20 protein-coding genes and 2 pseudogenes are annotated in these 23,886 nt (G+C 66.2%); 15 read left to right on the top strand and 7 right to left on the bottom strand.

The annotated features are described in order from the left end of the window. Positions 1 to 265 precede the first annotated feature (265 nt). Positions 266 to 1,600 (top strand): ferredoxin reductase family protein, encoded by a 1,335-nt coding sequence (locus tag BN2503_RS09455; protein WP_054256410.1) that lies wholly within the window; start codon positions 266 to 268, stop codon positions 1,598 to 1,600. Positions 1,601 to 1,696: 96 nt separating this feature from the next. Here BN2503_RS09455 and BN2503_RS09450 read toward each other — a convergent pair whose 3' ends face one another. The 4 genes from BN2503_RS09450 to BN2503_RS09435 form a co-directional block, all read right to left on the bottom strand. Further along, positions 1,697 to 2,107: a RidA family protein gene (locus BN2503_RS09450; RefSeq protein ID WP_054256462.1), complete on the bottom strand. Its 411-nt coding sequence runs from the start codon at positions 2,105 to 2,107 to the stop codon at positions 1,697 to 1,699. 94 nt (positions 2,108 to 2,201) lie between these two features. Beyond that, positions 2,202 to 3,095 carry a LysR family transcriptional regulator gene (locus BN2503_RS09445; RefSeq protein ID WP_054256409.1) on the bottom strand — a complete coding sequence of 298 codons (894 nt, stop codon included), beginning with the start codon at positions 3,093 to 3,095 and terminating at the stop codon, positions 2,202 to 2,204. A 142-nt stretch (positions 3,096 to 3,237) separates the two neighbouring features. Next, entirely contained in the window at positions 3,238 to 3,825 is a 588-nt protein-coding gene (locus BN2503_RS09440; protein WP_054256408.1) for an NAD(P)H-dependent oxidoreductase, read from the bottom strand. A 74-nt stretch (positions 3,826 to 3,899) separates the two neighbouring features. Further along, positions 3,900 to 4,280 (bottom strand): MerR family transcriptional regulator, encoded by a 381-nt coding sequence (locus BN2503_RS09435; RefSeq protein WP_054256407.1) that lies wholly within the window; start codon positions 4,278 to 4,280, stop codon positions 3,900 to 3,902. Between the two features lie 777 nt (positions 4,281 to 5,057). Between BN2503_RS09435 and BN2503_RS09425 the strand changes: the two genes are divergently transcribed. From BN2503_RS09425 to BN2503_RS09395, 7 genes are all read left to right on the top strand, one after another. Then, positions 5,058 to 5,933: a PPK2 family polyphosphate kinase gene (locus BN2503_RS09425; RefSeq protein ID WP_054256405.1), complete on the top strand. Its 876-nt coding sequence runs from the start codon at positions 5,058 to 5,060 to the stop codon at positions 5,931 to 5,933. 189 nt (positions 5,934 to 6,122) lie between these two features. Beyond that, a complete protein-coding gene (locus BN2503_RS09420) occupies positions 6,123 to 6,494 on the top strand; it encodes a hypothetical protein (protein ID WP_233495040.1) in 372 nt (123 codons plus the stop codon). 219 nt (positions 6,495 to 6,713) lie between these two features. Next, positions 6,714 to 7,919 (top strand): TolC family protein, encoded by a 1,206-nt coding sequence (locus BN2503_RS09415; RefSeq protein WP_233495039.1) that lies wholly within the window; start codon positions 6,714 to 6,716, stop codon positions 7,917 to 7,919. Positions 7,920 to 8,022: 103 nt separating this feature from the next. After that, positions 8,023 to 8,613 carry a hypothetical protein gene (locus BN2503_RS09410; protein ID WP_233495038.1) on the top strand — a complete coding sequence of 197 codons (591 nt, stop codon included), beginning with the start codon at positions 8,023 to 8,025 and terminating at the stop codon, positions 8,611 to 8,613. Beyond that, entirely contained in the window at positions 8,610 to 9,722 is a 1,113-nt protein-coding gene (locus BN2503_RS09405; RefSeq protein ID WP_054256402.1) for an efflux RND transporter periplasmic adaptor subunit, read from the top strand. Before BN2503_RS09410 ends, BN2503_RS09405 begins: the two co-directional genes overlap by 4 nt. A gap of 10 nt (positions 9,723 to 9,732) precedes the next feature. Further along, complete coding sequence (locus BN2503_RS09400) at positions 9,733 to 12,852, top strand: efflux RND transporter permease subunit (RefSeq protein WP_054256401.1); 3,120 nt, start codon at positions 9,733 to 9,735, stop codon at positions 12,850 to 12,852. A gap of 35 nt (positions 12,853 to 12,887) precedes the next feature. Next, positions 12,888 to 13,283 (top strand): hypothetical protein, encoded by a 396-nt coding sequence (locus BN2503_RS09395; protein ID WP_054256400.1) that lies wholly within the window; start codon positions 12,888 to 12,890, stop codon positions 13,281 to 13,283. 245 nt (positions 13,284 to 13,528) lie between these two features. On the opposite strand, the gene ppsR is transcribed toward BN2503_RS09395, so the two are convergent. Continuing rightward, positions 13,529 to 14,344: a posphoenolpyruvate synthetase regulatory kinase/phosphorylase PpsR gene (gene ppsR, locus BN2503_RS09390; protein WP_054256399.1), complete on the bottom strand. Its 816-nt coding sequence runs from the start codon at positions 14,342 to 14,344 to the stop codon at positions 13,529 to 13,531. A 205-nt stretch (positions 14,345 to 14,549) separates the two neighbouring features. Here ppsR and ppsA point away from each other — a divergent pair, with 205 nt between their 5' ends. From ppsA to BN2503_RS09370, 4 genes are all read left to right on the top strand, one after another. After that, positions 14,550 to 16,943 carry a phosphoenolpyruvate synthase gene (gene ppsA, locus BN2503_RS09385; RefSeq protein WP_054256398.1) on the top strand — a complete coding sequence of 798 codons (2,394 nt, stop codon included), beginning with the start codon at positions 14,550 to 14,552 and terminating at the stop codon, positions 16,941 to 16,943. A 5-nt stretch (positions 16,944 to 16,948) separates the two neighbouring features. After that, a complete protein-coding gene (locus tag BN2503_RS09380; protein WP_082366546.1) occupies positions 16,949 to 17,275 on the top strand; it encodes a DUF4212 domain-containing protein in 327 nt (108 codons plus the stop codon). Between the two features lie 24 nt (positions 17,276 to 17,299). Beyond that, entirely contained in the window at positions 17,300 to 19,390 is a 2,091-nt protein-coding gene (locus BN2503_RS09375) for a VC_2705 family sodium/solute symporter (protein WP_054256396.1), read from the top strand. Between the two features lie 94 nt (positions 19,391 to 19,484). After that, entirely contained in the window at positions 19,485 to 19,937 is a 453-nt protein-coding gene (locus tag BN2503_RS09370) for a hypothetical protein (protein ID WP_054256395.1), read from the top strand. An 18-nt stretch (positions 19,938 to 19,955) separates the two neighbouring features. Here BN2503_RS09370 and BN2503_RS09365 read toward each other — a convergent pair whose 3' ends face one another. Together BN2503_RS09365 and BN2503_RS09360 are read right to left on the bottom strand one after the other, a co-directional pair. After that, positions 19,956 to 20,309, bottom strand: a complete 354-nt coding sequence (locus tag BN2503_RS09365) for an FKBP-type peptidyl-prolyl cis-trans isomerase (RefSeq protein ID WP_054256394.1) — start codon at positions 20,307 to 20,309, stop codon at positions 19,956 to 19,958. Between the two features lie 125 nt (positions 20,310 to 20,434). Further along, on the bottom strand, positions 20,435 to 20,740 hold the full coding sequence (locus tag BN2503_RS09360; RefSeq protein ID WP_054256393.1) for a winged helix-turn-helix transcriptional regulator: 306 nt from the start codon (positions 20,738 to 20,740) through the stop codon (positions 20,435 to 20,437). A gap of 243 nt (positions 20,741 to 20,983) precedes the next feature. On the opposite strand from BN2503_RS09360, the gene BN2503_RS09355 reads away from it, so the two are divergent. The 3 genes and pseudogenes from BN2503_RS09355 to BN2503_RS09350 all read left to right on the top strand — a co-directional run. Further along, positions 20,984 to 22,207, top strand: a complete 1,224-nt coding sequence (locus BN2503_RS09355; RefSeq protein WP_244893493.1) for a CaiB/BaiF CoA transferase family protein — start codon at positions 20,984 to 20,986, stop codon at positions 22,205 to 22,207. A gap of 470 nt (positions 22,208 to 22,677) precedes the next feature. After that, positions 22,678 to 23,211: pseudogene (locus tag BN2503_RS21435) on the top strand (tyrosine-type recombinase/integrase); the annotation flags it as partial. A gap of 97 nt (positions 23,212 to 23,308) precedes the next feature. Next, positions 23,309 to 23,851 (top strand): annotated as a pseudogene (locus BN2503_RS09350) (IS256 family transposase); the annotation flags it as partial. Between the last annotated feature and the right edge of the window lie 35 nt (positions 23,852 to 23,886).

The following is a 23,886-nucleotide window of genomic DNA, read 5'->3' as shown; positions in this document are numbered from 1 at the left end:
CCGCTGGGGCTGGGCGCGCGCCGCTTTGTGCAGTTGATGACGGGGCAGTAGCGTGTGGGCAGGCCGTGGTGGGCACGGCGCATCGGGTGAAGGGGCTGAAAGCCGCCCGTGCAAGAGGTCTGGCACATGGCAGCAGCAGGTGGTAAGCGCGCCGTTGAGTGACCAAGATCAAGCCCGTTGACCTGCTTTCACATGAATTCAGCGCCTCTTCAGGCGCACTGAATAAACTGAACCCAGTGCAAGACGGACGATTGGAGGTTCCACAATGAAGCGCGTTGCCTGGGTTTTCTGGGGCTTGGTCTTGGGGTTGAGCGGCCTGTACCTGCTGGCCGACACGCTGTGGCCGGCGGGTGGCTACTTTGCCTTGCGCACTGTGTGGGTGCAGTACAGCGGCGTGCTGGCGATGGCCATGATGTCGGTCGCCATGGTGCTGGCGGCGCGCCCGGTGTGGCTGGAGCCGCACCTCGACGGCTTGGACAAGATGTACCGCCTGCACAAGTGGCTCGGCATTGGCGCGCTGGTGCTGGGCATCGTGCACTGGCTGTGGGCCAAGGGCACCAAATGGGCCGTGGGCTGGGGCTGGCTCACCAAGCCGCAACGCGGCGGTGGCACGCCCCCTGAGCTGACCGGGCTGGAGGGCCTGTTGCGCAGCTGGCGCGGCACGGCCGAAGGTGTCGGCGAATGGGCCTTTTACGCCGCCGTGGTGTTGATTCTGCTGGCGTTGATCAAGCGCTTTCCGTACCGCCTGTTCGCCAAGACGCACACGCTGCTGGCTGTGGCCTACCTGGTGCTGGCCTTCCACACCGTGGTGCTGGTGAAGTTCGCCTACTGGGCCCAGCCCGTGGGCTGGGTGATGGCCGTGCTCACGGCCGCCGGCACGGTGTCGGCCATGCTGGTGTTGCTGGGCCGCGTGGGCGCGCGCCGCAAGGCCAAAGGCACGATCGAGGCCATGGAAGCGTTCCCGGCGTTGAATATCCTGGAGACCACCCTGCGCCTGGATGAGGGCTGGCGTGGCCACCAGCCAGGGCAGTTCGCCTTCGTCACGTCGAGCCGTGCCGAGGGGGCGCACCCGTACACCATTGCGTCGGCGTGGGACCCGGCGCAGCGGCACATCTCCTTCGTCACCAAGGCGCTGGGCGACCACACGGCCGAGCTGCCGCAGAAGCTGCGGGTGGGCGCGCCCGTGGTGGTCGAGGGGCCCTACGGCTGCTTCACCTTCGGAGGGGCGCAGCAGCGGCAGATCTGGATCGGCGCCGGCATCGGCATCACGCCTTTCATCGCCCGCATGAAGCACCTGGCGCGCGAAGGCCGTGGCCCGCGCGATATCGACCTGTACCACCCCACGGCCGTGGAAGACCCCAAGGCGCTGGACAAGCTGCGTGCCGACGCCCAGGCCGCAGGCATACGCCTGCATGTGCTGGTGAGCGAGCGCGATGGCCGCCTGTCGGGCGAGCGCCTGCGCGCCGAGGTGCCGGGCTGGCGCGAAGCCAGCGTGTGGTTCTGCGGCCCGGCGGGCTTTGGCCAGGCGCTGCGCGCCGACCTGGTGGCCCAGGGGCTGCCCGAGGACGCGTTCCACCAGGAGCTGTTTCAAATGCGCTAGTGGCCGCTGCGGGGGGGCTATGCAGGTTCTCCAATTGCCCGCGAGAGGAGCGCCATGGCCTCGCCGGGCCAGCCCAGTGCGCCGATTTCGTGCGAATCATCCTGGGTGTCGGCGCAATTTGGCCAAGGCTTCAACCTCAATGAGCGTGTCGCGCGAGGCCAGGGATGCCACGCCGATGCCGGTCAAGGCCGGACGGACAGCACCGAAGTGGCGGGCAAGTGAAGGCGCCACCTGCGCCATGGCGTCGGCCAGCTCGCCGCGGACATACACCCGAAGCTGCAGCACGTCTTCCAGCGAGGCACCCGCCTCGTTCAGCACAGAGGCCAGGTGCTGGATGGCCCCTTCAGCCTGGTCTTCCAGCGTGGCGTGCCGGACGCGCGCGTTGCCATCCCAATCAACCTGGCCCGAGACAAAAACGAACCCGGATGCCGGGTCCACCGTGGCCTGCGACATGCCGATGGGCGCACCGTCGTAGAGGTGCGCGGGATTGACCCGTTGTGTGCTCATATGCCATTCCATGTAGAGGTTGCGATCCTCGACAGCTTAAAAACGGCGCACGCAGCGCACCATGGCGGCACGCTTGTAGCGTGTACAACGGGGGCTAACTTGCGGCTGCGCAGTGGGCCCGTACGCAGTCGAGCACCCACGCCTGCAGGGGGTCAGACATAGCGCAAGGACGGTAGGCCGCGACCACCTGGAAGCCCGGCGGATACTTCGCCAGCGGCACCTCGAACAGCCCCGCGCCAGGCAGCAGCCGAGAGGGGATGAGGGCCACCATGTCGGACTGGCGCAGGTACTCCATCGCCATGAAGAACGAGGGCACTGACGCCACGACCCGACGCCGCAGCCCCTGCTGCTCAAACCAGCTGCCAGCCGAGCCGTCGAAGCTCGGCACGCCCGGAGAGACAACCAGGAAATCGTGCTCCACCAGCGACGCCAAGTCCAGCACGCCAGGCCCGTCGGTCAGGGGCCTGCCTGCGACGCACACATACCTTTCCGTCCACAGCGGGAGCGACAGCAGGCCTTCGGGCACGTAGCCGTTCGATGTGAGGGCCACATCGATCTCGCCCTCCTGCATCCGACGGACCAAGGTGGCGCTCTCGATGTTCGAGATTTTCACGTTCACTTTGGGGGCTGCGCGGCGTAGCGCCCGAACCAGGTCGCCAACGATGATGCGTTGCGCATAGTCCGTGGCGGAAATGCTCACGGTGCGCTCGATGTCCTCTAGCCGCAGCGATGTCGGCAGCGGCAGCGCGTGGATCAGCGCCAGCAACTGCCGCACATGCGGCTGTATCAGCTGGCCATAGGCGGTCGGCACCATGCCGTGGCTGGTTCGCGCAAACAGAAGGTCGCCAAGAATCTCCCGGACGCGCTTGAGCTGCAAGCTCACGGCTTGCTGGGAGACGTCGAGCGCCTCGGCCGCTGCGGAAACCGACCCCTGTTCATACAGGGCGCTGAGCATGCGAAGGTGGTTGAATTCAAGTTTCTCGATCATGAACGGCCCAAACTGCGGCGGTAGCGCCGAATGGCATGCGCAGAGGTGCCCGCCGCGCCCCAAAGGCCATTGCGGCGGGGCAAGGCTGTTGGGGGCTTGAGCCGATGCGCTGAGGGATGGGGTGGACGCAGAAGCAAGCGCTTCAGCGAGTGCCTGCACGATAACCCAGTGCGCTGGCGCGCTGGAGCCACTCCGCGCGCGTGGCCTCGCTGGACTTGATGACGGGGCCAAAGCTGTGCACGCGCACGGGCCGGATGCCACTGAATTCCAAGATGGCCTGCTTCATTTGCCGGTGACCAGGCTGGCGCTGCACCCAGCGGTAGTACCAGGGCGGGGAGTCCATCGTCACCAGCAGTTCTGCGCTGCGACCCGTCAACAGGCGGTCCCACAGCGCGGAGTTGGGGCGGTATTTGAAGGCAAAGCCCGGCAGGAAGATGCGGTCCAGAAAACCCTTGAGCAACGCCGGCAGACCGCCCCACCAGATGGGATAGACCCACACGAGGTGCTGCGCCCAGGTAATGCTTGCCTGTGCGTCCAGCAGGTCGGGTTCCAGTGGCTGAATGTGCGCATATCCGTTGTGCAGGATGGGATCGAAGGCCATTTTCCCCAGCTCCAACAGGCGTACCTCGGCACCAGACTGGCGCGCAGCATCGGCATAGGTGCGCGCCAAGGCAGCGCACAGGCTGTTGGAAGAAGGTTGTCCGAGAATGATGAGAATGCGGCGAGACATGCTGGAGAAGCGGCGAACGGAGTGAACAAGCCACCAGCATCACATTGCCCTGTGGGGCAAGGTCAAGTGCTACGTCAGGCGGTGATCTGCTCTAGCGTGCGGCATGTGTTCTCACCATTGCAGGTGCCAAGCTCCGCGACCAATGCTGCCAGCGCGGCGTCAGCGGCCTGTAGCCGGGCCATCTCCTTTGCGATGGCCTGGCGCCGCGTCTGGAGCAGGGCCAAGACGGCTGCGGCACCTTCCGGTGTGTCCATGGTGCGCAGCGGTTGCAGCTCAGCCAAGCGAAATCCCAGCGCCAACGCCTGGCGGATCCATTGCACGCGCTGCACATCCTCGGGGCCATAGTGGCGGTAGCTGCCTTGCCGTGCCACGGAGCCCAGCAAACCGCGTGTTTCGTACAAGCGCAGCGCCTTTGGCGTGCATCCTGTAAGTGCCGCCAGCTCACCGATACGCATCAGTGGCTTTCATGGGCCGCAAAGGAGGATTGGTCGTTGCTGAAATGACGGATCGTTGACGAGGCATGAGTGCTTGAAGTCGGTGAAACGTGTGATGGCTTTTTCGCGGGACTGGAATGCCAGTCATGAGTGCAAGCGGCCATGAGCCGCCGCTGGTGGGATCGAGAAGCAGACATTCAACGCCCAGGTTAACCGTTCGCGTTGAACCGACAGTTAGCCCTACGTGGATTAGAGCGTATCTTGTACCATTCAGTTCGGAGACCGCATCTCCGTCAATTGAAGTCCGAACCGTTTACACAAAAATTCGGACACGCCCCTTGTTCAGCAATGTACGGGTACGGTGAAGTCTCTCCATGAGATTTCTGAAGTAGCGATGCTCTTGCTCGTCCTGAATCGCTGGAGCTGATTCGCACCAGTATGGCACTTGGCGAGCCTCCTGGAGTTGAGATCATCTATCCGGCGGTCCAAGGGCCACACCGGTGCTCTCCACTCAGCTTACCCGTTGGGTGACATCGACATCTTCCCGGCAGCGAGTCCAGGCAGGTCGAAGTCTGCTCTGGGGCGCAAGCCGTCATTCACCAGCTCGATTTCTTCCACCATTTCCATTCGGTTGCCCGTGGCTTGCAGCCCCTGCAATGCGCGGCGGGCGCTGTGCCTGGCAAGGTGCGCACCCTGCGCATCAACCGGGTGTCTGGCCGCCTGACGCATAGCCCGGGGTGACAATCCATGCAACCGCGCCGCGTGCGCCCAACCCTCCGCTTTGAATTTGGAGCCGCCATGTCCGCTACGCCCGCCACGGCAACCGCCCCTGTGTACTTTGACCTGCGCGACCGGACCCTGGCCGAACGCTGGAAGGCCTGGCAGCCGGTGCCGGGCCAGCCGGTGTCGCTGCGCCGCTTCGACGCCGGTGCCAAGCCCTTTTCCCTGGGCAACAAGGCGGAGGACAAGGCTGCCGTGGAGGCGCTGGCTGTGGCGCTGGACGCGCTGCAGAACCTGTTCTACGCCGACAAGCGCTACAAGCTGCTGGTGCTGCTGCAGGGCACCGACACCGCGGGCAAGGACGGCACGATTCGCGGTGTGTTCGGCCGCATGAGCGCCCTGGGCGTACACACCGTGGGCTGGAAGGCGCCAACCGAGCCTGAACGTGCGCGCGACTATCTCTGGCGCATTCACCAGCAGGTGCCGCCAGCGGGCGAGATCACGGTGTTCAACCGCAGCCAGTACGAAGACGTGCTGGTGCCCGTGGTCAACGGCTGGATCACACCGGCGCAGCACCAGCAGCGCCTGGCGCATATCAACGATTTCGAGCGCTTGCTGAGCGAGACCGGTACGGTGGTGCTCAAGTTCATGCTGCACATCAGCAAGGAAGAGCAGCGCCAGCGCCTGCAAGAGCGCCTGGATGACCCCGCCAAGCATTGGAAGTTCGACCAAAGCGACCTGGCCGCCCGCGCGCAGTGGGACGGTTACCAGCGCGCCTACGAGCGGTTGCTGGCGGCCACGCACACGCCCTGGGCGCCGTGGACGATCGTGCCCGCCGATTCCAAGACCCACCGCAACCTCATGATCGCCACGCTGCTGAAGGCCGTGCTGGAGCGCCTGGATTTGCGCTACCCCCCGGGCGATCCGACGCTGGAGCATTTGACCGTGGTGTGAGTGCCGGTGTGAAACTCCTTTTTTAATAGCTGCCAGCGCTTTTCTGGCAAGCGTTAGAGCGAGTTTTTATGCTGGTTTCTGGACGAGTCAGGCCAGGCCCTGAGCCGTTGCCCTGGTCGTGACTCTGGTGGCCGTGGCTGGCCGTGGCTGGCAGGGGCGAGCGGCACGCACCTGGCCCCTGGGCATAGAATGCTGCTCGCCATGCGTCGCCTGTTCGTCCTCCTGCTCCTGGCTTTCCTGCCGCTCCAGTCCGTCTGGGCGGTGGCGGCAAGCTATTGCACGCATGAGGCGGTGCCTGCGGTGGCGCATTTTGGCCACCATGTGCACGCGCACCACGAGGGCCACGAGGGCCATGCCGATGGCGCGGGCGCCAGTGCTGCCAAGGCCGGAGCCGACATGGACTGCCATGCCTGCCACGGCATGGGCAATGCCTTGCACATGGACGCCGTAGCGCCGCCGCTGCGCCTTGCGGGTACCCGCCCCGCGCCTTTCGTCCTGCCGCTGCTGCAGTCCCCCAGCCCGCACCGCCCCGAGCGCCCCAACTGGCGCGTCCTGGCCTGAGCGGCAAGGCCAGCGGGGCAGGGCAGCCCCCTTCTTTTCGCGTGTGACGCCTGTGCGCCCTGGCGGCGCGGCGCACCCTGTCTTGCCGGTTTTCACCCCATGGCTTCGCCATCGGAGAAACATCGGATGCTTTATCACCGCACATTATTTTTCCGGCCCCTTACCGGGGGCTTGGCCTGGGCGTGCGCCTGGGCACTGACAGCAGGCGCACCGGCCGCCGTGGCGCAGACGGCTCTGGCACCTGCCGTGTCTGCAGCGCCCGACCTGCCCGCGCTGTTTGCCCAGGCGTGGCAACGCCAGCCCGAGGCCCAGGCCCTGCAACTGCGCCAGCAGGCCGCACAGGCCGAGCGCGACAGCGCCGACGCCTGGACGCCCGAGCCCGCCGCGCTGGAGCTGCAGGCCAAGACCGACCGTATCGGTAGCCGCCAGGGCGCACGCGAGGCCACCGTGGGCGTGGCGCTGCCGCTGTGGCTGCCCGGCGAGCGTGCCCGTAAAGCCGCCCTGGGCGATGCCGCCCTTGCAGCGGCCCAAAGCCGTACCCAGGCCGCCCAGCTGGAACTGGCCGCACGCGTTCGCGATGCCTGGTGGGGCTGGCAGCGTGCCCGCAGCGACCTGGCGCAGGCGCAAAGCCAGCTGGCCAGCGCCCAGGCCCTGGCCGCCGACGTGGCGCGCCGCTACCAGGCGGGCGACATGGCACGCGCCGAGCACTTCCAGGCCGAGGCGGGCGTGGCCCAGGCCCAGGCGCTGCTGGCCGAAACCCAGGGTGCCAGCGATGCCGCGCAGCTCGTGCTGCAGGCCCTGGTGGGCGCACCCGTGCCCCCACCGCCTGATGCAGCGGCCCGCCCCGAGCCCAGCCCGGCGCCTTCGCTGGCGCAGCCGCTGCCCGTGCCCGAGGCACATCCGGCCCTGGCCGACTGGCTGCAGCAGGCCCGCGTGGCGCGGCGCCAGGCGGAGCTGGTGGCGGTGCAGGGGCGCGCCAATCCGGAGCTGTCGCTCTCGGCGGCGCGCGAGCGTGGCACGGCGGACGAACGCTACCAGCAGTCCATCACGCTGGGTGTGCGCCTGCCGCTGGGTGCGGGTGTGCGCGCACAGGCACGCGAGGCGGCGGCGCTGGCCCAGGCGCTGGAGCTGGAAACCCGCGCCGAGCGCGAACGCGAGCGCCTGGCGGCCGACATCCAGGCCGCCCAGGCGCGCGCGCGTGCTGCCACGGCGCAGCACGAGGCCATGGCCCGCCATGCCGAGCTGGCGCGTGCCACGCGCGGCTTCGTGGCCAAGGCCTTTGCCCTGGGCGAGGCCGACTGGCCCACGCGCTTGCGCGTGGAGCAGGACGCCGCCCAGGCCGAGCGCCAGCTGGCCCGCGCACGCATCGAAGCGGCGGCCGCGCTCTCGGCGCTGCGCCAGGCGCTGGGCCTACTGCCGCAGTGAGCACAGCGCCATATTTCAATAAAAACGGGCTCCAGCCCTTGTGTAGAAAGCGCTGGCAGCTATCAAAACCGTAGTTCATTTTGTGAGATTGCAGAGGACCACCATGCAACACCAAAACGCCCTGGCTGCTTTACCAGCCGCTCTCTTGGCCCCTTTGCTGGCACCGCTCCTGGCCCTGCTGCTGGGCCAGGCCCCACTGCCTGCCCAGGCCCATGACGGGCATGACAACGCCCCCGCCGCCGCGCCTGCCCAGGCGGCGCCGCGCTTCACCCTCGATTCCGAGCTGTTTGAGCTGGTGGGCGTGGTTAACGGCCACACCCTGGCCCTGTACCTCGACCGGGCCGACGACAACCGCCCCGTGCCCGGCGCGCAGCTGGAGCTGGAACTGGCCGGCCAGCGCCTGGCTGTCACCCCCGTGGGCGACGGCGAATACCGCGCCGAACTGGCTGCGCCCCTGACCGAAGGCAGCCTGCCCGTGACGGCCACCGTGGTCGCGGGCGATGACAGCGACCTGCTGGCGGGCGCGCTGGACTGGCACGCACCGACCGCGGCACCGTCGCCAGGCACCGGCGGCCGTATGCGCTGGCTGGCCGGTGCCGCCGGAGCCCTGGCGGCGCTGGGTGCGGCCCTGTGGGCGTGGCGTGGCCGCCGTGCGGCCCCCCAGGCCACCGCCCGCGTGGGAGGTGCCGTATGACGCGCCGCAACCACCCCATTGCCGCCTGGCTGCTGGCCGCCTTGGCCGTTGGCCTGCCCCTGGCGACCACTGCCCATGAAGGCCACGACAACGCCCCCGCCGCAGTGAGCGGCGACGGCCCGCGCCGCCTGCCCGATGGCAGCGTGTTCTTGCCCAAGCCTGCCCAGCACCAGCTGGGCGTGCGTACCCTGGCCGTGCAGGCGGGAGAGCACCCGCAGGCGTTTGAGCTGGCCGGCACCGTGGCCATGGACCCCAATGCGGGCGGCAAGGTGCAAGCCACCCTGGCCGGGCGGCTGGAGGCCGGGCCACGCGGTTTGCCGGTGCTGGGGCAGGCAGTACGCAAGGGCGAGGTGCTGGCTTACGTGGTGCCCACGGCGGGGGCCATTGAGCGCTCCAACCAGCGGGCACAGCAGGCCGAGCTGCGCGCAGCGCAGGGGCTGGCGCGCCAGCGCGTGGCCCGCCTGCAGGCGCTGGCCGACACCGTGGCACGCAAGGACATCGAGGCCGCCGAGGCCGAACTGCAAAGCCTGACCCAGCGCCTGGCCGCTGTGGGTGCCGGGCTGCAGCAGCGCGATGCCCTGGTGGCGCCGGCCAGCGGGGTCATTGCCTCGGCCAACGCCGTGGCGGGGCAGGTGGTGGATGCGCGCGAGCTGGTGTTTGAGGTGGTGGACCCGCGCCACCTGCGCATCGAGGCCCTGGCCTACGACCCGGCGCAGGCGCAGGACATCGCCAGCGCCTACCTGGCGCTGGGCGGGCAGGCGCTGCCCCTGCGCTTTGTCGGGGCGGCCCGCAGCCTGCGCGAGCAGGCACTGCCCCTGTCGTTCACGGCCGAGGCGCAAGTCCTGGCGCCCCTGGCCCTGGGCCAGCCGGTGCGCGTGGTGGCGCAAACGCGCACCAAGGTCGCGGGCATGGCGGTGCCGGTGGCCGCGCTGCAGCGCAACGCGGCGAACCAGAGCATCGTCTGGGTCAAAACGGCGCCCGAGCGCTTTGAGCCACGTGTGGTGCGCCATGTGCCGCTGGACGGCGAGCGGGTGGCGGTGACCTCGGGGCTGCGCGCGGGCGAGCGCGTGGTGACCGAGGCCGCCTCGCTGGTCAACCAGGTCCGTTGAGGAGCCGCGCATGTTCAAGTGGTTGCTAGAAAAAAGCCTGGCGCACCGGCTGCTGGTGCTGATGGCCGCGGCGGTGCTGATGGCCTACGGCGCGTACACGCTGTCGCGCACGCCGGTGGATGTGTTTCCCGACCTCAACAAGCCCACCGTCACGGTGATGACCGAGGCCGGGGGCATGGCGGCGGAGGAGGTGGAGCAGCTCATCACCTTCCCGCTGGAAACCAGCATGAACGGCCTGCCCGGCGTGGAGAGCGTGCGCTCCACATCGAGCGCGGGGCTGTCGTTCATCTACGTCACCTTCGACTGGAGCGTGGACCTGTTCCGCGCGCGCCAAATGGTGTCGGAGCGCCTGTCGTCGATGGAAGAGGGCCTGCCGCCCGGCGCCGCGCCGCGCATGGGTCCGGTCAGCTCCATCATGGGCGAGATCATGATGGTGGCCATTCCGATTGACGAGGCGCGCACCACCCCCATGGCCGTGCGCGAGTACGCCGACTGGGTGCTGCGCCCGCGTCTGCTGTCGATTGCCGGGGTGGCGCAGGTCATCCCGATTGGCGGCGAGGTGCGCCAGTTCCAGGTGCAGCCCGACACCGTGCGCATGGCGCAGCTGGGCGTGACGCCCGAGCAGCTCACGGCGGCACTCAAAGGGTTTTCGGCCAACACCTCGGGCGGCTTTCTGGAGCGCAACGGGCGCGAGGTGCTGATCCGCCACCTGGGCCGCACCGCCCGGCTGGAAGACCTGCAGAACCTGGCCGTGGGCGCGCGCGGCGGCCAGAGCGTGCTGCTGCGCCAGGTGGCCGAGGTGACGTTCGCTGCCGCCACCAAGCGCGGCGATGCAGGCTTCGAGGGCGGGCCCGCGGTGATCCTGGGCATCCAGAAGCAGCCCACGGCCGACACCATTGCCCTGACCGGGCGCATTGAGGCCGCGCTGGCCGACCTGGCCAAGACCCTGCCCGCCGGCATGCAGGCGCCGCGCGTCACGTTCCGCCAGGCGAGCTTCATCGAGGCCTCGGTGCACACGCTGCAGGGCAAGCTCATCGGTGCCTCGGTGTTCGTGGCGCTGGTGCTGTTCGTGTTTCTGGGCACGCTGCGGCCCACGGTGATTGCACTCACAGCCATTCCGGTGTCCATCTTCCTGACGGCGCTGGTGTTCCGCTACTTTGGGCTGTCGATCAACACCATGACTCTGGGCGGGCTGGCGATTGCCATCGGTGGCCTGGTGGACGACGCCGTGGTGGATGTGGAAAACGTGTTGCGCCGCCTCAAACTGGACCGCAGCCGAACGTCGGGCGCGCGGCTGCACCCGCTGGAGGTGGTGAAGCTGGCGTCGCTGGAGGTGCGCTCGGGCATCGTCTACGCCACGGCCATCATCGTGCTGGTGTTCCTGCCGCTGTTCGCGCTGCCGGGCATCGAGGGGCGGCTGTTTGTGCCGCTGGGCGTGGCCTTCATTGTCTCCACGCTGGCGTCGCTGCTGGTGTCGGTCACCGTCACGCCGGTGCTGGCGCTGTACCTGCTGCCGCGCATGAAGCACTTGGACCATGGGGATACACGCCTGCTGGCCTGGCTCAAGGTGCGCTACCGCCGTGCCTTGCAGGCGGTACTGCACCACCCGCGCGCGGCCGTGGCCGCCGGTGCGGCGGCCGTGGTGCTGGCAGGGGCGGCGGTGCCGCTGTTTCCCACTACGTTCCTGCCGCCATTCAACGAAGGCACGCTGCTGGTGGGGCTGCGCCTGAACCCGGGCGTGACGTTGGCCGAGTCCACCGCCGTGGCGCGCCAGGCCGAGCGCCTGGTGCGTGCCGTGCCAGAGGTCACGCACGTGGGACGGCGCAGTGGCCGTGCCGAGCTGGACGAGCACGCCGAAGGTGTGCACGTGAGCGAGCTCGACGTGGGCCTGCTGCCCGCCGCACAGATGCGCCGCAGCATGGCCGAGGTGCAGGCCGACATCCGCGCCCGCCTGGCACCGCTGCCGGCGGCGGTCTCGATGGGGCAGCCCATCTCGCACCGCATCGACCACATGCTCTCGGGCGTGCGCTCGCAAATTGCCATCAAGCTGTTTGGCGAGGATCTGGACACCTTGCGTGGCCAGGCCGAGGCCCTGCGCGCCCGCCTGGCAGGTGTGCCGGGTCTGGCCGACCTGGAGGTGGAAAAACAGGTGCTGGCGCCGCAGGTGACGGTGCGCGTGGACTACGACGCGGCCGCGCAGTACGGCGTGAGCGCCGCCCAGGTGCTGGCCACACTGCAAACCCTGGTGGAGGGCGAGAAGGTCGGCCAGGTGGTGGAGGGCGGGCGCCGCTTTGCCCTGGTGGTGCGCTTGCCCGACGGTGCGCGTTCGCTCGAAGGGTTGCAGCAGCTGCTGCTGGACACGCCCCGGGGCCGCGTGCCGCTGGCGCGTCTGGCGCGCATCGAGGAGGGCGACGGCCCGAACCAGATCAGCCGCGATGATGGCCGCCGGCGCATCGTGCTGTCGGCCAATGCGCAGGGCCGGGCACTGTCGGAGGTGGTGGCCGACATCCGCCAGGTGGTGGCGCAAACGCCGCTGCCCGAGGGCTACTTCGTCACCCTGGGGGGACAGTTCCAGGCGCAGGAGGAGGCCAGCCGCCTGGTGGGGCTGCTGTCCATCGTGTCGCTGGCGCTGATGTTCGCGGTGCTGTACACGCGCTACCAGTCGGTGCGGCTGTCGCTGCTCATCATGGGCAACATCCCGTTGGCGCTGGTGGGCGCGGTGCTGGGTCTGTGGGTGTCGGGGCAGCCGCTGTCGGTGGCGGCGCTGATTGGCTTTATCACGCTGGCGGGCATTTCGGTGCGCAACGGCATCTTGAAAGTGAGCCACTACCTGAACCTGATGCGCACCGAGGGCGAGGGCTTCGACCACGCCATGATCGTGCGCGGCTCGCTGGAGCGGCTCAGCCCGGTGCTCATGACCGCGCTGGTCACGGCCTTTGCACTGGCGCCGCTGCTGTTCGAAGCCGAGCGCCCCGGCACCGAGATCCTGCACCCGGTGGCGGTGGTGATCTTCTCGGGCCTCATCAGCGCCACCTTGCTTGACACCTTCCTCACCCCGGCCCTGTTCTGGCTCTTTGGCCGCCGCGACGCCGAGCGGCTGTTGAACCACGACAGCGTCGAGGCCTTCTGACCGTCGGCCTTGTTTCACATGAAAGGACTTTTCCCATGAACTTCGCTCCCACACGCGCCGCCCTGGCGGCCCTCGCACTTGCCCTGGGCACTGCCCTGCCGGCCTATGCCCATGGCGACAGCCACGCCACTGCGCCGCAGCACGGCGGCGTGCTGGCCCAGGCGGCGGACATGGAGTACGAACTGGTGGCCCAGCCCGGGCGCATCACCCTGTACCTGAGCGACCATGGCCAGCCCGCCAAGACCGAGGGCGCCAGCGCCAAACTCACGCTGCTGAACGGCAGCGAGAAAACCGAAGCCACGCTGGCCCCCGCCGGCGCGGGCACGCTGGAGGCCCAGGGCGCGTTCAAGGTGGCGCCAGGCGCCAAGGTGGTGGCGCTGGTGACGCTGCCGGGCCGCAAGGCGGCGAATGTGCGCTTCGTGCTGAAGTGAGGCCGGAAAGTCGCGGGTTCGCCCATCGTCATCAAAAACGATAGCTTCCAGCGCTTGCTGCATAAGCGCTACGGCCGTTTTTCCCTGCAATGAGTACCCCTTGGCGACCCACCGTTCGCAGCCTGTGAAAAGGGGGCAGCCCAGGCCAGCAGACGCTGCGCAAGGGCCTCAGCCGGCCGCGCGGCTGCGCTGGGGTGTCCCCCTACCCGTGACGCGCAGCGTGGCGAGCGCGGGTCAGGGGGGCTTTAATACACCAGCCGCTCAGGTCGCACTTCCTGCAGGATGGTGGTGGCGATTTCTTCGATGCTCTTGGTGGTGGTGGATAGCCAGCGAATGCCTGCGCGGCGCATCATGGCCTCGGCTTCGCTGACTTCGTGGCGGCAGTTCTGCAAGCTGGCGTAGCGCGAGTTGGGGCGGCGTTCGTTGCGGATTTCGCTCAGCCGCTCGGGCTGGATGGTCAGACCGAAAATCTTGGCGCGATAGGGCACAAGGGCCGGGGGCAACTGGCGGCGCTCGAAGTCCTCGGGAATCAACGGGTAGTTGGCCACTTTCAGGCCGCATTGCATCGCCAGGTACAGGCTGGTGGGCGTCTTGCCGCTGCGCGAGACGCCGATCAGGATCACGTCCGCACCGGCCAGGTCGCGGTGGCTCTGGCCATCGTCGTGATCCAGGCTGAAGTTGATGGCCTCGATGCGGTCCAGGTATTCCTTAGAGCGGGTCACGTCGGAAAAGCGCCCCACGCGGTGGTGCGACTTGATGCCCAACTCCTGCTCCAGCGGATGCACGAAGGTGCCGAACATGTCCAGCAGCATGCCTTTGCAGCCACTATGGATGACCTGCAGCACCTCCATGTTGACCAGCGTGGTGAACACGATGGGCTTGCGGCCCTCCAGTTCCGCGGTGTGGTTGATTTGGCGCACAGCCTGGTGGGCCTTGTCCACGGTGTCCACGAAAGGCAGGCGCACGTGGCGCGATTTCAGTTCGAACTGGGCCAGGATGGCTTTGCCAAATGTCTCGGCAGTGATGCCTGTGCCATCGGAGATGAAAAAGACGGTGCGCATGGGCGGGAAGAGGACGGGGGATAAAAGACCGCCAGCAAGCCCCGGGGGCTGCGGCATAGAATGGCGCCCATTATTCCCAAATTCCCACCATGCTCAGCGGCCGCCGACAACCAGAACAGCAAAGCTTGGCCCTGCGCATGCGCGTGTACCCGCCCCAGCACACGGGCGGACGCGAGGCCGGTTTTTTAACTTCTGGAGCTTTCCCATGTCTGCACGCTTCGAGGCGACCGCCCTGGTCGTACCGTTTGAGAACCTGAGAATGAGCGACGTCGAGGTCGTTGGCGGTAAAAACGCCTCCCTCGGCGAGATGATCTCCCAACTGCCCGAAGGCGTGCGTGTGCCCACGGGCTTCGCCACCACGGCGCATGCGTTCCGCGAATTCCTCAAGTACGAGGGCCTGGCCGACCGCATCAGCCAGCGCCTGGCTTCCCTGGACACCGAGGACGTGCGTGCGCTGGCCGAGGCGGGCGCCGAGATCCGTGGTTGGGTGGAGAACCAGCCGTTTCCGGCTGACCTCGAAAAGGCCGTGCGCGACGCCTTTGCCACGCTGGTGGCGGGTAACGACAAGGCCAGCTTCGCTGTGCGCTCGTCGGCCACGGCGGAAGATCTGCCTGATGCCTCGTTTGCCGGCCAGCAGGAAACCTTCCTGAACGTCGTGGGCATCGACGACGTGCTGCACAAGATGAAGGAAGTGTTCGCGTCGCTCTACAACGACCGTGCCATCAGCTATCGTGTGCACAAGGGCTTCGCCCATGACGTGGTGGCGCTCTCGGCCGGCGTGCAGCGCATGGTGCGCTCTGACCTGGGTGCGGCTGGCGTGATGTTCACCATCGACACTGAATCCGGTTTCGAGGACGTGGTCTTCATCACCAGCAGCTACGGTCTGGGCGAGACCGTGGTGCAGGGCGCCGTGAACCCCGATGAGTTCTACGTGCACAAGCCCATGCTCAAGGCCTCCAAGCGTGCCGTGATCCGCCGCAACCTGGGCAGCAAGCTGATTCAGATGGTGTTCTCCTCGCCCGAGGAAAAGCAGGCCACCGGTAAGCTGGTCAAGACCATCGAGGTGGCGACCGAGCTGCGCAACCGCTATTCGCTGACCGACGCCGAAGTCGAGCAACTGGCCCATTACGCCCTGGTGATTGAACAGCACTATGGCCGCCCCATGGACATCGAGTGGGGCAAGGACGGGACCGACGGCCAGCTCTACATCCTCCAGGCCCGCCCCGAGACCGTGAAGAGCCAGGCCAAGGGCCAGGCCGAGCAGCGCTTCAAGCTCAAGGGCCACGGCACTGTGTTGGCCGAGGGCCGCGCCATTGGTCAGAAGATTGGCACGGGTCCTGTGCGCTTGGTGCACAACATTAGCGAGATGGACAAGGTGCAGCCCGGCGACGTGCTCGTGACCGACATGACCGACCCCAATTGGGAGCCGGTGATGAAGCGAGCCAGTGCCATCGTGACCAACCGCGGTGGGCGCACTTGCCACGCGGCCATCATCGCGCGCGAGCTGGGTATTCCGGCCGTGGTGGGCTGTGGCGATGCCACCGAGCAGCTCAAGGACGGCACGCTCGTCACCGTCAGCTGCGCCGAGGGTGATACCGGCAAGATCTACGACGGCCTGCTGGAAACCGAGGTGACCGAGGTGCAGCGGGGCGAAATGCCGGCCATCGACGTCAAGATCATGATGAACGTGGGCAACCCCCAGCTGGCTTTCGACTTTGCCCAGCTGCCGAACCAGGGCGTGGGTCTGGCCCGCCTGGAGTTCATCATCAACAACAACATCGGTGTGCACCCCAAGGCCATCCTCGACTACCCGAACGTTGATGCCGACCTGAAGAAAGCCGTCGAGTCCGTGGCGCGTGGCCATGCCTCGCCGCGTGCTTTCTACGTGGACAAGGTGGCCGAGGGCGTGGCAACCATCGCCGCCGCGTTCTGGCCCAAGCCGGTGATCGTGCGCCTGTCGGACTTCAAGAGCAATGAGTACCGCAAGCTCATCGGCGGCAGCCGCTACGAGCCCGAAGAAGAAAACCCGATGCTGGGCTTCCGTGGCGCGGCGCGCTATATCAGCGCGGACTTTGGCGAGGCCTTCGCCATGGAGTGCGAGGCGCTCAAGCGCGTGCGCAACGACATGGGCCTGACCAATGTGCAGGTGATGGTGCCCTTCGTGCGCACGCTGCCCCAGGCTGATAAGGTGACCAAGCTGCTGGCGGCGCATGGCCTGAAGCGTGGCGAGAACGAGCTCAAGGTCATCATGATGTGCGAGGTACCGAGCAACGCCATTCTGGCCGAGCGTTTCCTGGAGTATTTCGACGGCTTCTCCATCGGCTCGAACGACCTGACCCAGCTCACCCTGGGCCTGGATCGCGACTCCGGCCTGGAACTGCTGGCGGCCGACTTCGACGAGCGCGACCCTGCCGTGCAGGCCCTGCTCAGCCGCGCTATCGCGGCGTGCAAGGCCCAGGGCAAGTACGTGGGCATTTGCGGCCAGGGCCCTAGCGACCATCCGGACTTCGCACAGTGGCTGGCCAATGAGGGCATTGCCTCGATCTCGCTGAACCCCGACAGCGTGATCGCCACCTGGCAGCAGCTCGCCGCGGGCTGACCCCTATGCCCCTGCCAACGGCCGCCCCCCCAGGAGTCCAGACGAGCCGCATGCCGCCGGGTGCGCCTTTCGCGCCCGATCTGCACGATGCGCGCCACCTCTGGCTCAAGGCGGGGCTGCTGCTGGCCTGGGCGTTGGTGACTTTCGTGGCCTGCTTCTTCGCACGAGACTTGCAGATGCTCGTCGCGGGCTGGCCGCTGGGGTACTGGATGGCCGCTCAGGGGGCTGTACTGTTCTTCATGGTCATCGTTGTCGCGTACTGCGTGGCCATGAGCCGCTTCGAGCGGCAGGAAGCGGCCCAGGCGGCATCCGTGCGCGCAGGCGGCGGCTGAGAGCCATGGCAGCCAAGAAGAACCATGGCTGACAAGGGGCCAGCCTCGGAGCGCGCCTATCTCTGGCGCCTGCACCGCATCCTGGGCCTGTACGTTCTGGGTGTCTTAGGCTTTCTGGCGCTGATGGCCTGGGCCGAGCAGCGTGGCTTGTCGCGCCACTGGATCGGGCCGATTTTCCTTTTCATCATGGTGATGGTCTGCGCTGGCATTGGCGTGTATGGCCGTACCACGGATGCCGAGGAGTACTACGTGGCCGGGCGGCGTATACCGCCCATGTACAACGGCATGGCCGCCGCTGCCGACTGGATGAGTGCGGCCTCGTTCATCAGTCTCGGCGGCGCGCTGTACCTGCAGGGCTTTTCGGGTACGCCAGGCCAGCCTGGTGGCCTGGCGTACGTACTGGGCTGGACCGGGGGCTTCGTGCTCGTGGCCATGCTCATCGCGCCGCACCTGCGGGCGATGAATCTGTACACCATTCCTGATTTTTTCCAGGTGCGTTTTGGCGGGCGCTGGCCGCGCGTGATCGCAGCCTTGGCGGCCGTGCTGTGTTCGTTCACCTATGTGGTGGCGCAAATTTATGGTGTGGGGCTGATCGCTTCGCGCCTCACGGGGGTGCAGTTCGAGATCGGCATCATGCTCGGCCTGGGCGGTGTGCTGCTGTGCTCCTTCCTCGGTGGCATGCGCGCCATCACCTGGACGCAGGTAGCGCAGTATGTGGTGATGCTGCTGGCGTTCCTGATCCCGGTGTCGTGGCTGGCCTACCAGCAGCTTGGCACGCCATTGGCAACACTGGTCTATGGCAAGCAGGTCAGCCAGATCGAGCGGATGGAAGAGCAACTGTTGCTGTCCGAGACCGAGCACCAGGTGGTGCGCGCCTACCTGCAACGTGGCATGGAGTACGAACGTCGGCTGCTCGACGTTGGCGCGGCACTGGCACGCGAGCGCGAGGCGGCGCGCGAGCGCATCCACCAGCTGCGTGCCAGCAATGCCGATGTGGGCTTGATTGTTGCGGCCAGCCGCGAGCTGGCCTCCATGCCGCGCGATGAAGCCCAGGCGCGCGAGCGCTGGACGCGCGAAATGGTGGAGAACTACGAGCGTGCCCGTCTGCTGGGTGGGCTGCCGCGCCACAGCCAGGCCTTCGTTGGCGATCCGGACGGCACACCCAAGGAGCGCGAGGACTTTCAGGACACGCGGCGCAACTTCCTGGCCCTCATGTTTTGCCTGATGGTGGGCACTGCAGGGCTGCCCCACCTGCTCACGCGCTACTACACGGCGCCTTCGGTGGCAGGTGCGCGTGCGTCGGTCGCTTGGTCCTTGTTCTTCATCGCCTTGTTGTACGTGAGCGCGCCCGCGCTGGCGGTGCTGGTGAAGTACGAGGTCATGCACAACCTTGTGGGGAGCCACTTCGATCAGTTGCCCAACTGGATCGCCCAGTGGGCGCGTGTAGATGCGGCGCTGCTCTCGGTGGAGGACGTAAATGGCGACGGTATCGTGCAGTTCGGCGAGATCCGCCTGGGCGCTGACCTCATCATGCTGGCCACGCCGGAATTGGGCGGCCTGCCGTACGTGATCTCCGGACTGGTGGCAGCGGGCGGGCTGGCGGCGGCATTGTCTACGGCCGATGGCTTGCTGCTCACCATCAGCAATGCTCTGGTGCGCGACCTGTACTTCCAGGAAAAGACGCGCCACACCTCGCCCGAGCAGCGCGTGATTCTGACCAAATTCGCTTTGCTGGCTGTGGCTTTGGCTGCGGCGTTCGTGGCGGCGCTCAAGCCTTCGGACATTCTGCCGCTGGTGTCGGCTTCGTTCTCCCTGGCGGCTTCGGCGTTTGTGCCTGTGATGGTGCTGGGTATCTTTTGGCGTGGCACCACGCGCAAAGGAGCGGTGGCTGGGATGCTGGTGGGCTTGGCGGTGGCGCTGTATTACATCCTCTCGCATGTGCCGGCGTTGCGCACCGCCTTGCCACCGTGGATGCTGGCCCGTGGGTTGTGGTTTGGCATTCAGCCGATTTCCGCAGGGGTCTTCGGCGTGCCCGCAGGGTTCCTGGCGGCACTGCTGGTGAGTCGCATCACCCGCCCGCCGCCACCCCAGCCGGCCATTCGGTTGGAGATGTAAGCATGCGTATGGATAAACCCCGATACCCCTGTGGGGCAGGTTTGTGCCATGCTGTGTACCAGCAAAGCAGCGCCTTCGCGCTGTCAGGGACACCATGCAACTCGTCAAAACCGCCCAGGGGCAGCAGGCTTTCAAAGAGCGCAGTCACAGTCTGACGCAACGCCAGCGCTCGGCCTTCCTCCTGTTCGATGGCCAGCGCAGCATTGACGAGGTGTTGGCCGCCACGGCGGTCATGGGCATTACGCGCGACGACGTGCAGGCCATGGTGGAGCAAGGCTTGCTGGCACCCGCGACAGGCCCAGCGGCGGCCGAAGTGGCCAGTGATGTGCAGGCCCCCGCTGCTGAGCGTTCGCCCAAGGAGCGCTACCAGGATGCCTACCCGATTGCCACCGAACTGACGGGTGCCCTGGGGCTCAAGGGTTTTCGCTTGAACCTCGCGGTGGAGGGCTCCTCCGGTTTTGACGATCTGGTGGCCCTGGCGCCCAAGATTCGCGAGGCCGTGGGTGAGGCCAAGTACGAGCGCCTCAAGCGGGCGCTGTTCGCTTAGCCAGAAAAATCGGGTCGGTCAGACGCCCAGCAGTTCCACGTCGAACTTGAGCGTGGCGTTCGGCGGGATCACGCCGCCAGCGCCACGGGCGCCGTAACCCAGCTCTGCGGGAATGATCAGCGTGCGTTGACCGCCCACCTTCATGCCTTGCACGCCTTCGTCCCAGCCTTTGATCACCATGCCGGCACCCAGAGGGAATACGAACGGATCATTGCGGTCGCGGCTGGAGTCAAACTTGGCGCCTTGCTGGCCGTTGTTGTAGAGCCAGCCCGTGTAGTGCACGCGCACTTGGGCGCCGCGCGTGGCCTCGGCGCCGTTGCCGACGACCGTGTCTTCGTACTGCAGGCCGGAAGTGGTGGTGGTGAATGCCATGGGAATTCCTTTCTGGTGCTATTGTTAAAAGAGCTGCTAGCGCAGGCGCCATAAGCCCTGGTGGCCAAAAAAGCCAAAACCCGCGCAGGGGCGCGGGCTCGAGGTAGAGAATTGGCGTTTGCTGCTTACTTCTTGGTGCGACCACCGGCCCAGCGGGTGGCAAAAGCCTGCAGATCGGACAGGCGCTTGAGCAGATCCTGTCCGGTGGGTGTGACGGTGTAGCCCTCGCTGCCATGGTCCACCAGACCGGCCTCGCGCAGCTCCTTGATACGGGTGTTGAGCGTGTTGGGCGTGATCCCGCCCACGCTGTCTTGCAGCAGGCGGAAGGTCTGGGGGTGGCCGTCACGCAGGGCCCACAGCACACGCAGCGCATAGCGGCATTCGAGCTTTTCGAACAGCTGGTTGATGGCGGCGTTTTCCTTGGAGCTCATGGACGCTTCTCCTTGCGCAGTTGTAGTTGAGCAGTCAGGCAGGCCAAGCCTGCCAGGATGGCCGGACTATAGCCCGGAATCCGTTGTGCTACAAGTTTAATAGCTCCAAAGCCTCTGTGCACATGCGCTGCCTAGGAAAAATGAGGGGGCTGTGTAACAAGTGTTGCGGCCCCGCCACGCTGCGGCAGGGCGTCTGGGTGGGCCGTGCGCGTATGCTCGCGCCCGTTGTCAACCTCTGTGCCCATGCCATCCATGCAAGCTGCTGCATCAACCGCCGACTCCTCGCCCTTGCCGCTGGCGGGCCTGCGCGTCGTAGAGTTTTCCCACATGGTGATGGGGCCCACCTGCGGTATGGTGCTGGCCGACCTGGGGGCGGAGGTCATCAAGGTTGAGCCCATCGAGGGCGATCGCACGCGCCACTTGCTCGGGGCGGGGGCAGGGTTCTTCCCGCTGTTCAACCGCAACAAGAAAAGCATCACCATCGACCTGCGCCACACCGAGGGACAGGCGGCAGCGCGCAAATTGGCACTGTCTGCCGATGTGGTGCTGCAAAACTTCAAGCCCGGCGCGTTGGCCAAGTTCGGGCTGGACTATGCCGCGCTTTGCCAGGACAACCCCCGCCTCATTTATGTCAACCATACGGGTTTCTTGCCTGGTCCCTACGAGCACCGTACGGCGCTTGATGAAGTGGTGCAGATGATGGGCGGTCTGGCCTACATGACCGGCCGCCCCGGCGATCCGCTGCGCGCGGGGGCGAGCGTGAACGACATCATGGGTGGCATGTTCGGCGCGATTGGCGCCATGGCGGCGTTGATGCAGCGTGGCATTACCGGGCGTGGGCAGGAGATTGATTCTGCCTTGTTTGAGAACAACGTCTTCCTCGTCGGCCAGCACATGTTGCAGTACGCCATCACCGGCCAGCCTGCGGCGCCCATGCCTGAGCGCATTTCCTCGTGGGGACTGTACGACGTGTTCAACGTCAAGGATGGTGAGCAGATTTTCCTTGCCGCAGTGAGTGACGCACAGTGGAACACCTTTTGCGATGCGCTGGGATTTGCTGATCTGAAGGCTGATCCGCAGCTTGCGACCAACAACGACCGCGTGCGCGCCCGAGGCACCATGCTGCCTGATCTGCGCCAGCGCCTGGCCTCACGCACGGTGGCTGAGCTGTCGGAGCTGTTCGAATGCAACGGCTTGCCTTACGCACGCATCATGCGGCCCGAGCAGCTCTACGACGATCCACACCTCAACGCCAGCGGAGGCCTGGTCGACATCACTCTGCCAGACGGTGAACTGGCGGGGCAGACAGTGCGCACCACGCTGTTCCCCTTGCGCATGGACGGGCAACGCCTGGGCGTACGCCTCGATCCGCCCCGGCAAGGCGAGCACACTGCGCAGTTGCTGGAGGGCTTGGGTTATACCCCAGCCCAAATCCAGTTGTTGCGGGAGACGGGGGCGGTTGCTTAAAGCATGGCGCGACGTTGATGCAGTGCATCTCCTGCAGTAGGCACAGCATCGCGTGCTCAGCCATCCCCCGGTTGGGCAGTGCAATGATTTTTGGGGCGAATGCTGCCAGGTACGGTTGCTTCTTGCGTAGTACGCAGCCTAGAGCGGCCGTGACGTGGCGGCCCGGTGGGCGATTCGGCGAACTCGCTCTGGCGTTCGGGCGAACCTAAACAAAAAAGCCGCAACGATTCATCGCTGCGGCTTTTTATGTTGCTTTAAAGACGGTTGCTAAAACTCTCGGCAACGGACTTTTGCAAGTCAATTATGGCGGAGTGGACGCGAGAAGCGTCGCAGCCCGGTAGCCGCCAGCATCCGACAAAAGCCTAATGCTGACAACGGGTTAGCGCGTTGAGTCAACCGCTTTCCGCCGGGCACTTCCGCTATTGCGGCAAGGTTTTCTGTGAGTCGAATTGTGAGTTCAATCGACCCCCATGAAAGCCAGAAACCCCAAAACTATCCAAGACCAAATCGACCAGGCCGCCTGTGGCACGTCCCGCAAGCTCTACCGCATCAACGGCGCTGAGTTCCTGTTGCAAGTCACGCCCAAGGGGGTGAAGTCCTGGTGTTATCGCTGCACCCTGAACAACAAGACCCGCGTCATGGGCCTTGGCCCCGTGCATCGAATCTCCTTCGACGAAGCAACCAAGCGGGCGCGCAAGATTCGCGTGTTGCTGGATGACCGCATTGACCCGCTGGCCGAGCGTGACCACAAGAAGGCAGAGCAAGCCATGAACAAAACCTTCAAGGAGTGCGCGGCAGAGTTCATTCGCAGCCATGAGGCGGGCTGGAAGTCCGCGAAGCACACCGCCCAGTGGTCGGCAACGCTGGAAACTTACGCCTACCCCACTATCGGAGACTTGGCGGTACAGAACATCAAGGTGGCACACGTGAAGAAGGTCATCGAACCGATCTGGCGCACCAAGAATGAAACCGCCGAGCGGGTTCGGTCTCGCATCGAGAAGGTTCTGGCGTGGGCCACCGCACATGGCTATCGAACTGGCGACAACGCGGCACGCTGGTCAGGTTACCTCAGCGAAATCTTCCCCAAGCGAGCCGCTGGAGGGCGTGCAGGACATCTTCATTGCCTGTGTCGATGGGCTCAAGGGCTTTCCGGACGCCATCGAGGCGGTGTTCCCCAAGGCGGTGGTGCAACTGTGCATCGTTCACATGGTGCGCCACAGCCTGAACTACGTCTCATGCAAGCGCCGCAAGGAAGTGGCAGCCGACCTGCGCCGCATCTACACGGCCACCACCGCCGAGGAGGCCGAACTGATGCTCGCAGAGTTCGAGGCCCGATGGGATGCCGAGTACCTGCCCATCGGCCAGTCCTGGCGCAGGAACTGGAGCCGGCTCATCCCGTTCTTTGACTACCCGCCGGAAATCCGCAAGGTCATCTACACCACCAATGCCATCGAGTCGGTCAACATGAGCTTGAGAAAGCTGACCAAGAACCGGGGCTTGTTCCCCAGCGACGAGGCGCTGACCAAGCTGTTCTACCTGGCGCTGCGCAACATCAGCCAGAAGTGGACCATGCCCATCCACGATTGGAAGGCCGCGCTGACCCGCTTTACCATTCAGTTCGGAGACCGCATCTCCGTCAATTGAAGTCCGACCCGTTTACACAAAAATTCGGACACGCC

Origin of the sequence: Paenacidovorax caeni (assembly GCF_001298675.1) — a bacterium.
Taxonomy (GTDB): Bacteria; Pseudomonadota; Gammaproteobacteria; order Burkholderiales; family Burkholderiaceae_C; genus Paenacidovorax; species Paenacidovorax caeni.
This window is presented reverse-complemented; position numbering and strand designations above follow the sequence as displayed.

Excerpts from the sequence above, each read along its gene's own strand:
- BN2503_RS09455 (WP_054256410.1), top strand. The coding sequence starts at position 266 with ATGAAGCGCGTTGCCTGGGTTTTCTGGGGCTTGGTCTTGGGGTTGAGC.
- BN2503_RS09450 (WP_054256462.1), bottom strand. The coding sequence starts at position 2,107 with ATGAGCACACAACGGGTCAATCCCGCGCACCTCTACGACGGTGCGCCC.
- BN2503_RS09445 (WP_054256409.1), bottom strand. The coding sequence starts at position 3,095 with ATGATCGAGAAACTTGAATTCAACCACCTTCGCATGCTCAGCGCCCTG.
- BN2503_RS09440 (WP_054256408.1), bottom strand. The coding sequence starts at position 3,825 with ATGTCTCGCCGCATTCTCATCATTCTCGGACAACCTTCTTCCAACAGC.
- BN2503_RS09435 (WP_054256407.1), bottom strand. The coding sequence starts at position 4,280 with ATGCGTATCGGTGAGCTGGCGGCACTTACAGGATGCACGCCAAAGGCG.
- BN2503_RS09425 (WP_054256405.1), top strand. The coding sequence starts at position 5,058 with ATGTCCGCTACGCCCGCCACGGCAACCGCCCCTGTGTACTTTGACCTG.
- BN2503_RS09420 (WP_233495040.1), top strand. The coding sequence starts at position 6,123 with ATGCTGCTCGCCATGCGTCGCCTGTTCGTCCTCCTGCTCCTGGCTTTC.
- BN2503_RS09410 (WP_233495038.1), top strand. The coding sequence starts at position 8,023 with ATGCAACACCAAAACGCCCTGGCTGCTTTACCAGCCGCTCTCTTGGCC.
- BN2503_RS09405 (WP_054256402.1), top strand. The coding sequence starts at position 8,610 with ATGACGCGCCGCAACCACCCCATTGCCGCCTGGCTGCTGGCCGCCTTG.
- BN2503_RS09400 (WP_054256401.1), top strand. The coding sequence starts at position 9,733 with ATGTTCAAGTGGTTGCTAGAAAAAAGCCTGGCGCACCGGCTGCTGGTG.
- BN2503_RS09395 (WP_054256400.1), top strand. The coding sequence starts at position 12,888 with ATGAACTTCGCTCCCACACGCGCCGCCCTGGCGGCCCTCGCACTTGCC.
- ppsR (WP_054256399.1), bottom strand. The coding sequence starts at position 14,344 with ATGCGCACCGTCTTTTTCATCTCCGATGGCACAGGCATCACTGCCGAG.
- ppsA (WP_054256398.1), top strand. The coding sequence starts at position 14,550 with ATGTCTGCACGCTTCGAGGCGACCGCCCTGGTCGTACCGTTTGAGAAC.
- BN2503_RS09380 (WP_082366546.1), top strand. The coding sequence starts at position 16,949 with ATGCCCCTGCCAACGGCCGCCCCCCCAGGAGTCCAGACGAGCCGCATG.
- BN2503_RS09375 (WP_054256396.1), top strand. The coding sequence starts at position 17,300 with ATGGCTGACAAGGGGCCAGCCTCGGAGCGCGCCTATCTCTGGCGCCTG.
- BN2503_RS09370 (WP_054256395.1), top strand. The coding sequence starts at position 19,485 with ATGCAACTCGTCAAAACCGCCCAGGGGCAGCAGGCTTTCAAAGAGCGC.
- BN2503_RS09365 (WP_054256394.1), bottom strand. The coding sequence starts at position 20,309 with ATGGCATTCACCACCACCACTTCCGGCCTGCAGTACGAAGACACGGTC.
- BN2503_RS09360 (WP_054256393.1), bottom strand. The coding sequence starts at position 20,740 with ATGAGCTCCAAGGAAAACGCCGCCATCAACCAGCTGTTCGAAAAGCTC.
- BN2503_RS09355 (WP_244893493.1), top strand. The coding sequence starts at position 20,984 with ATGCCATCCATGCAAGCTGCTGCATCAACCGCCGACTCCTCGCCCTTG.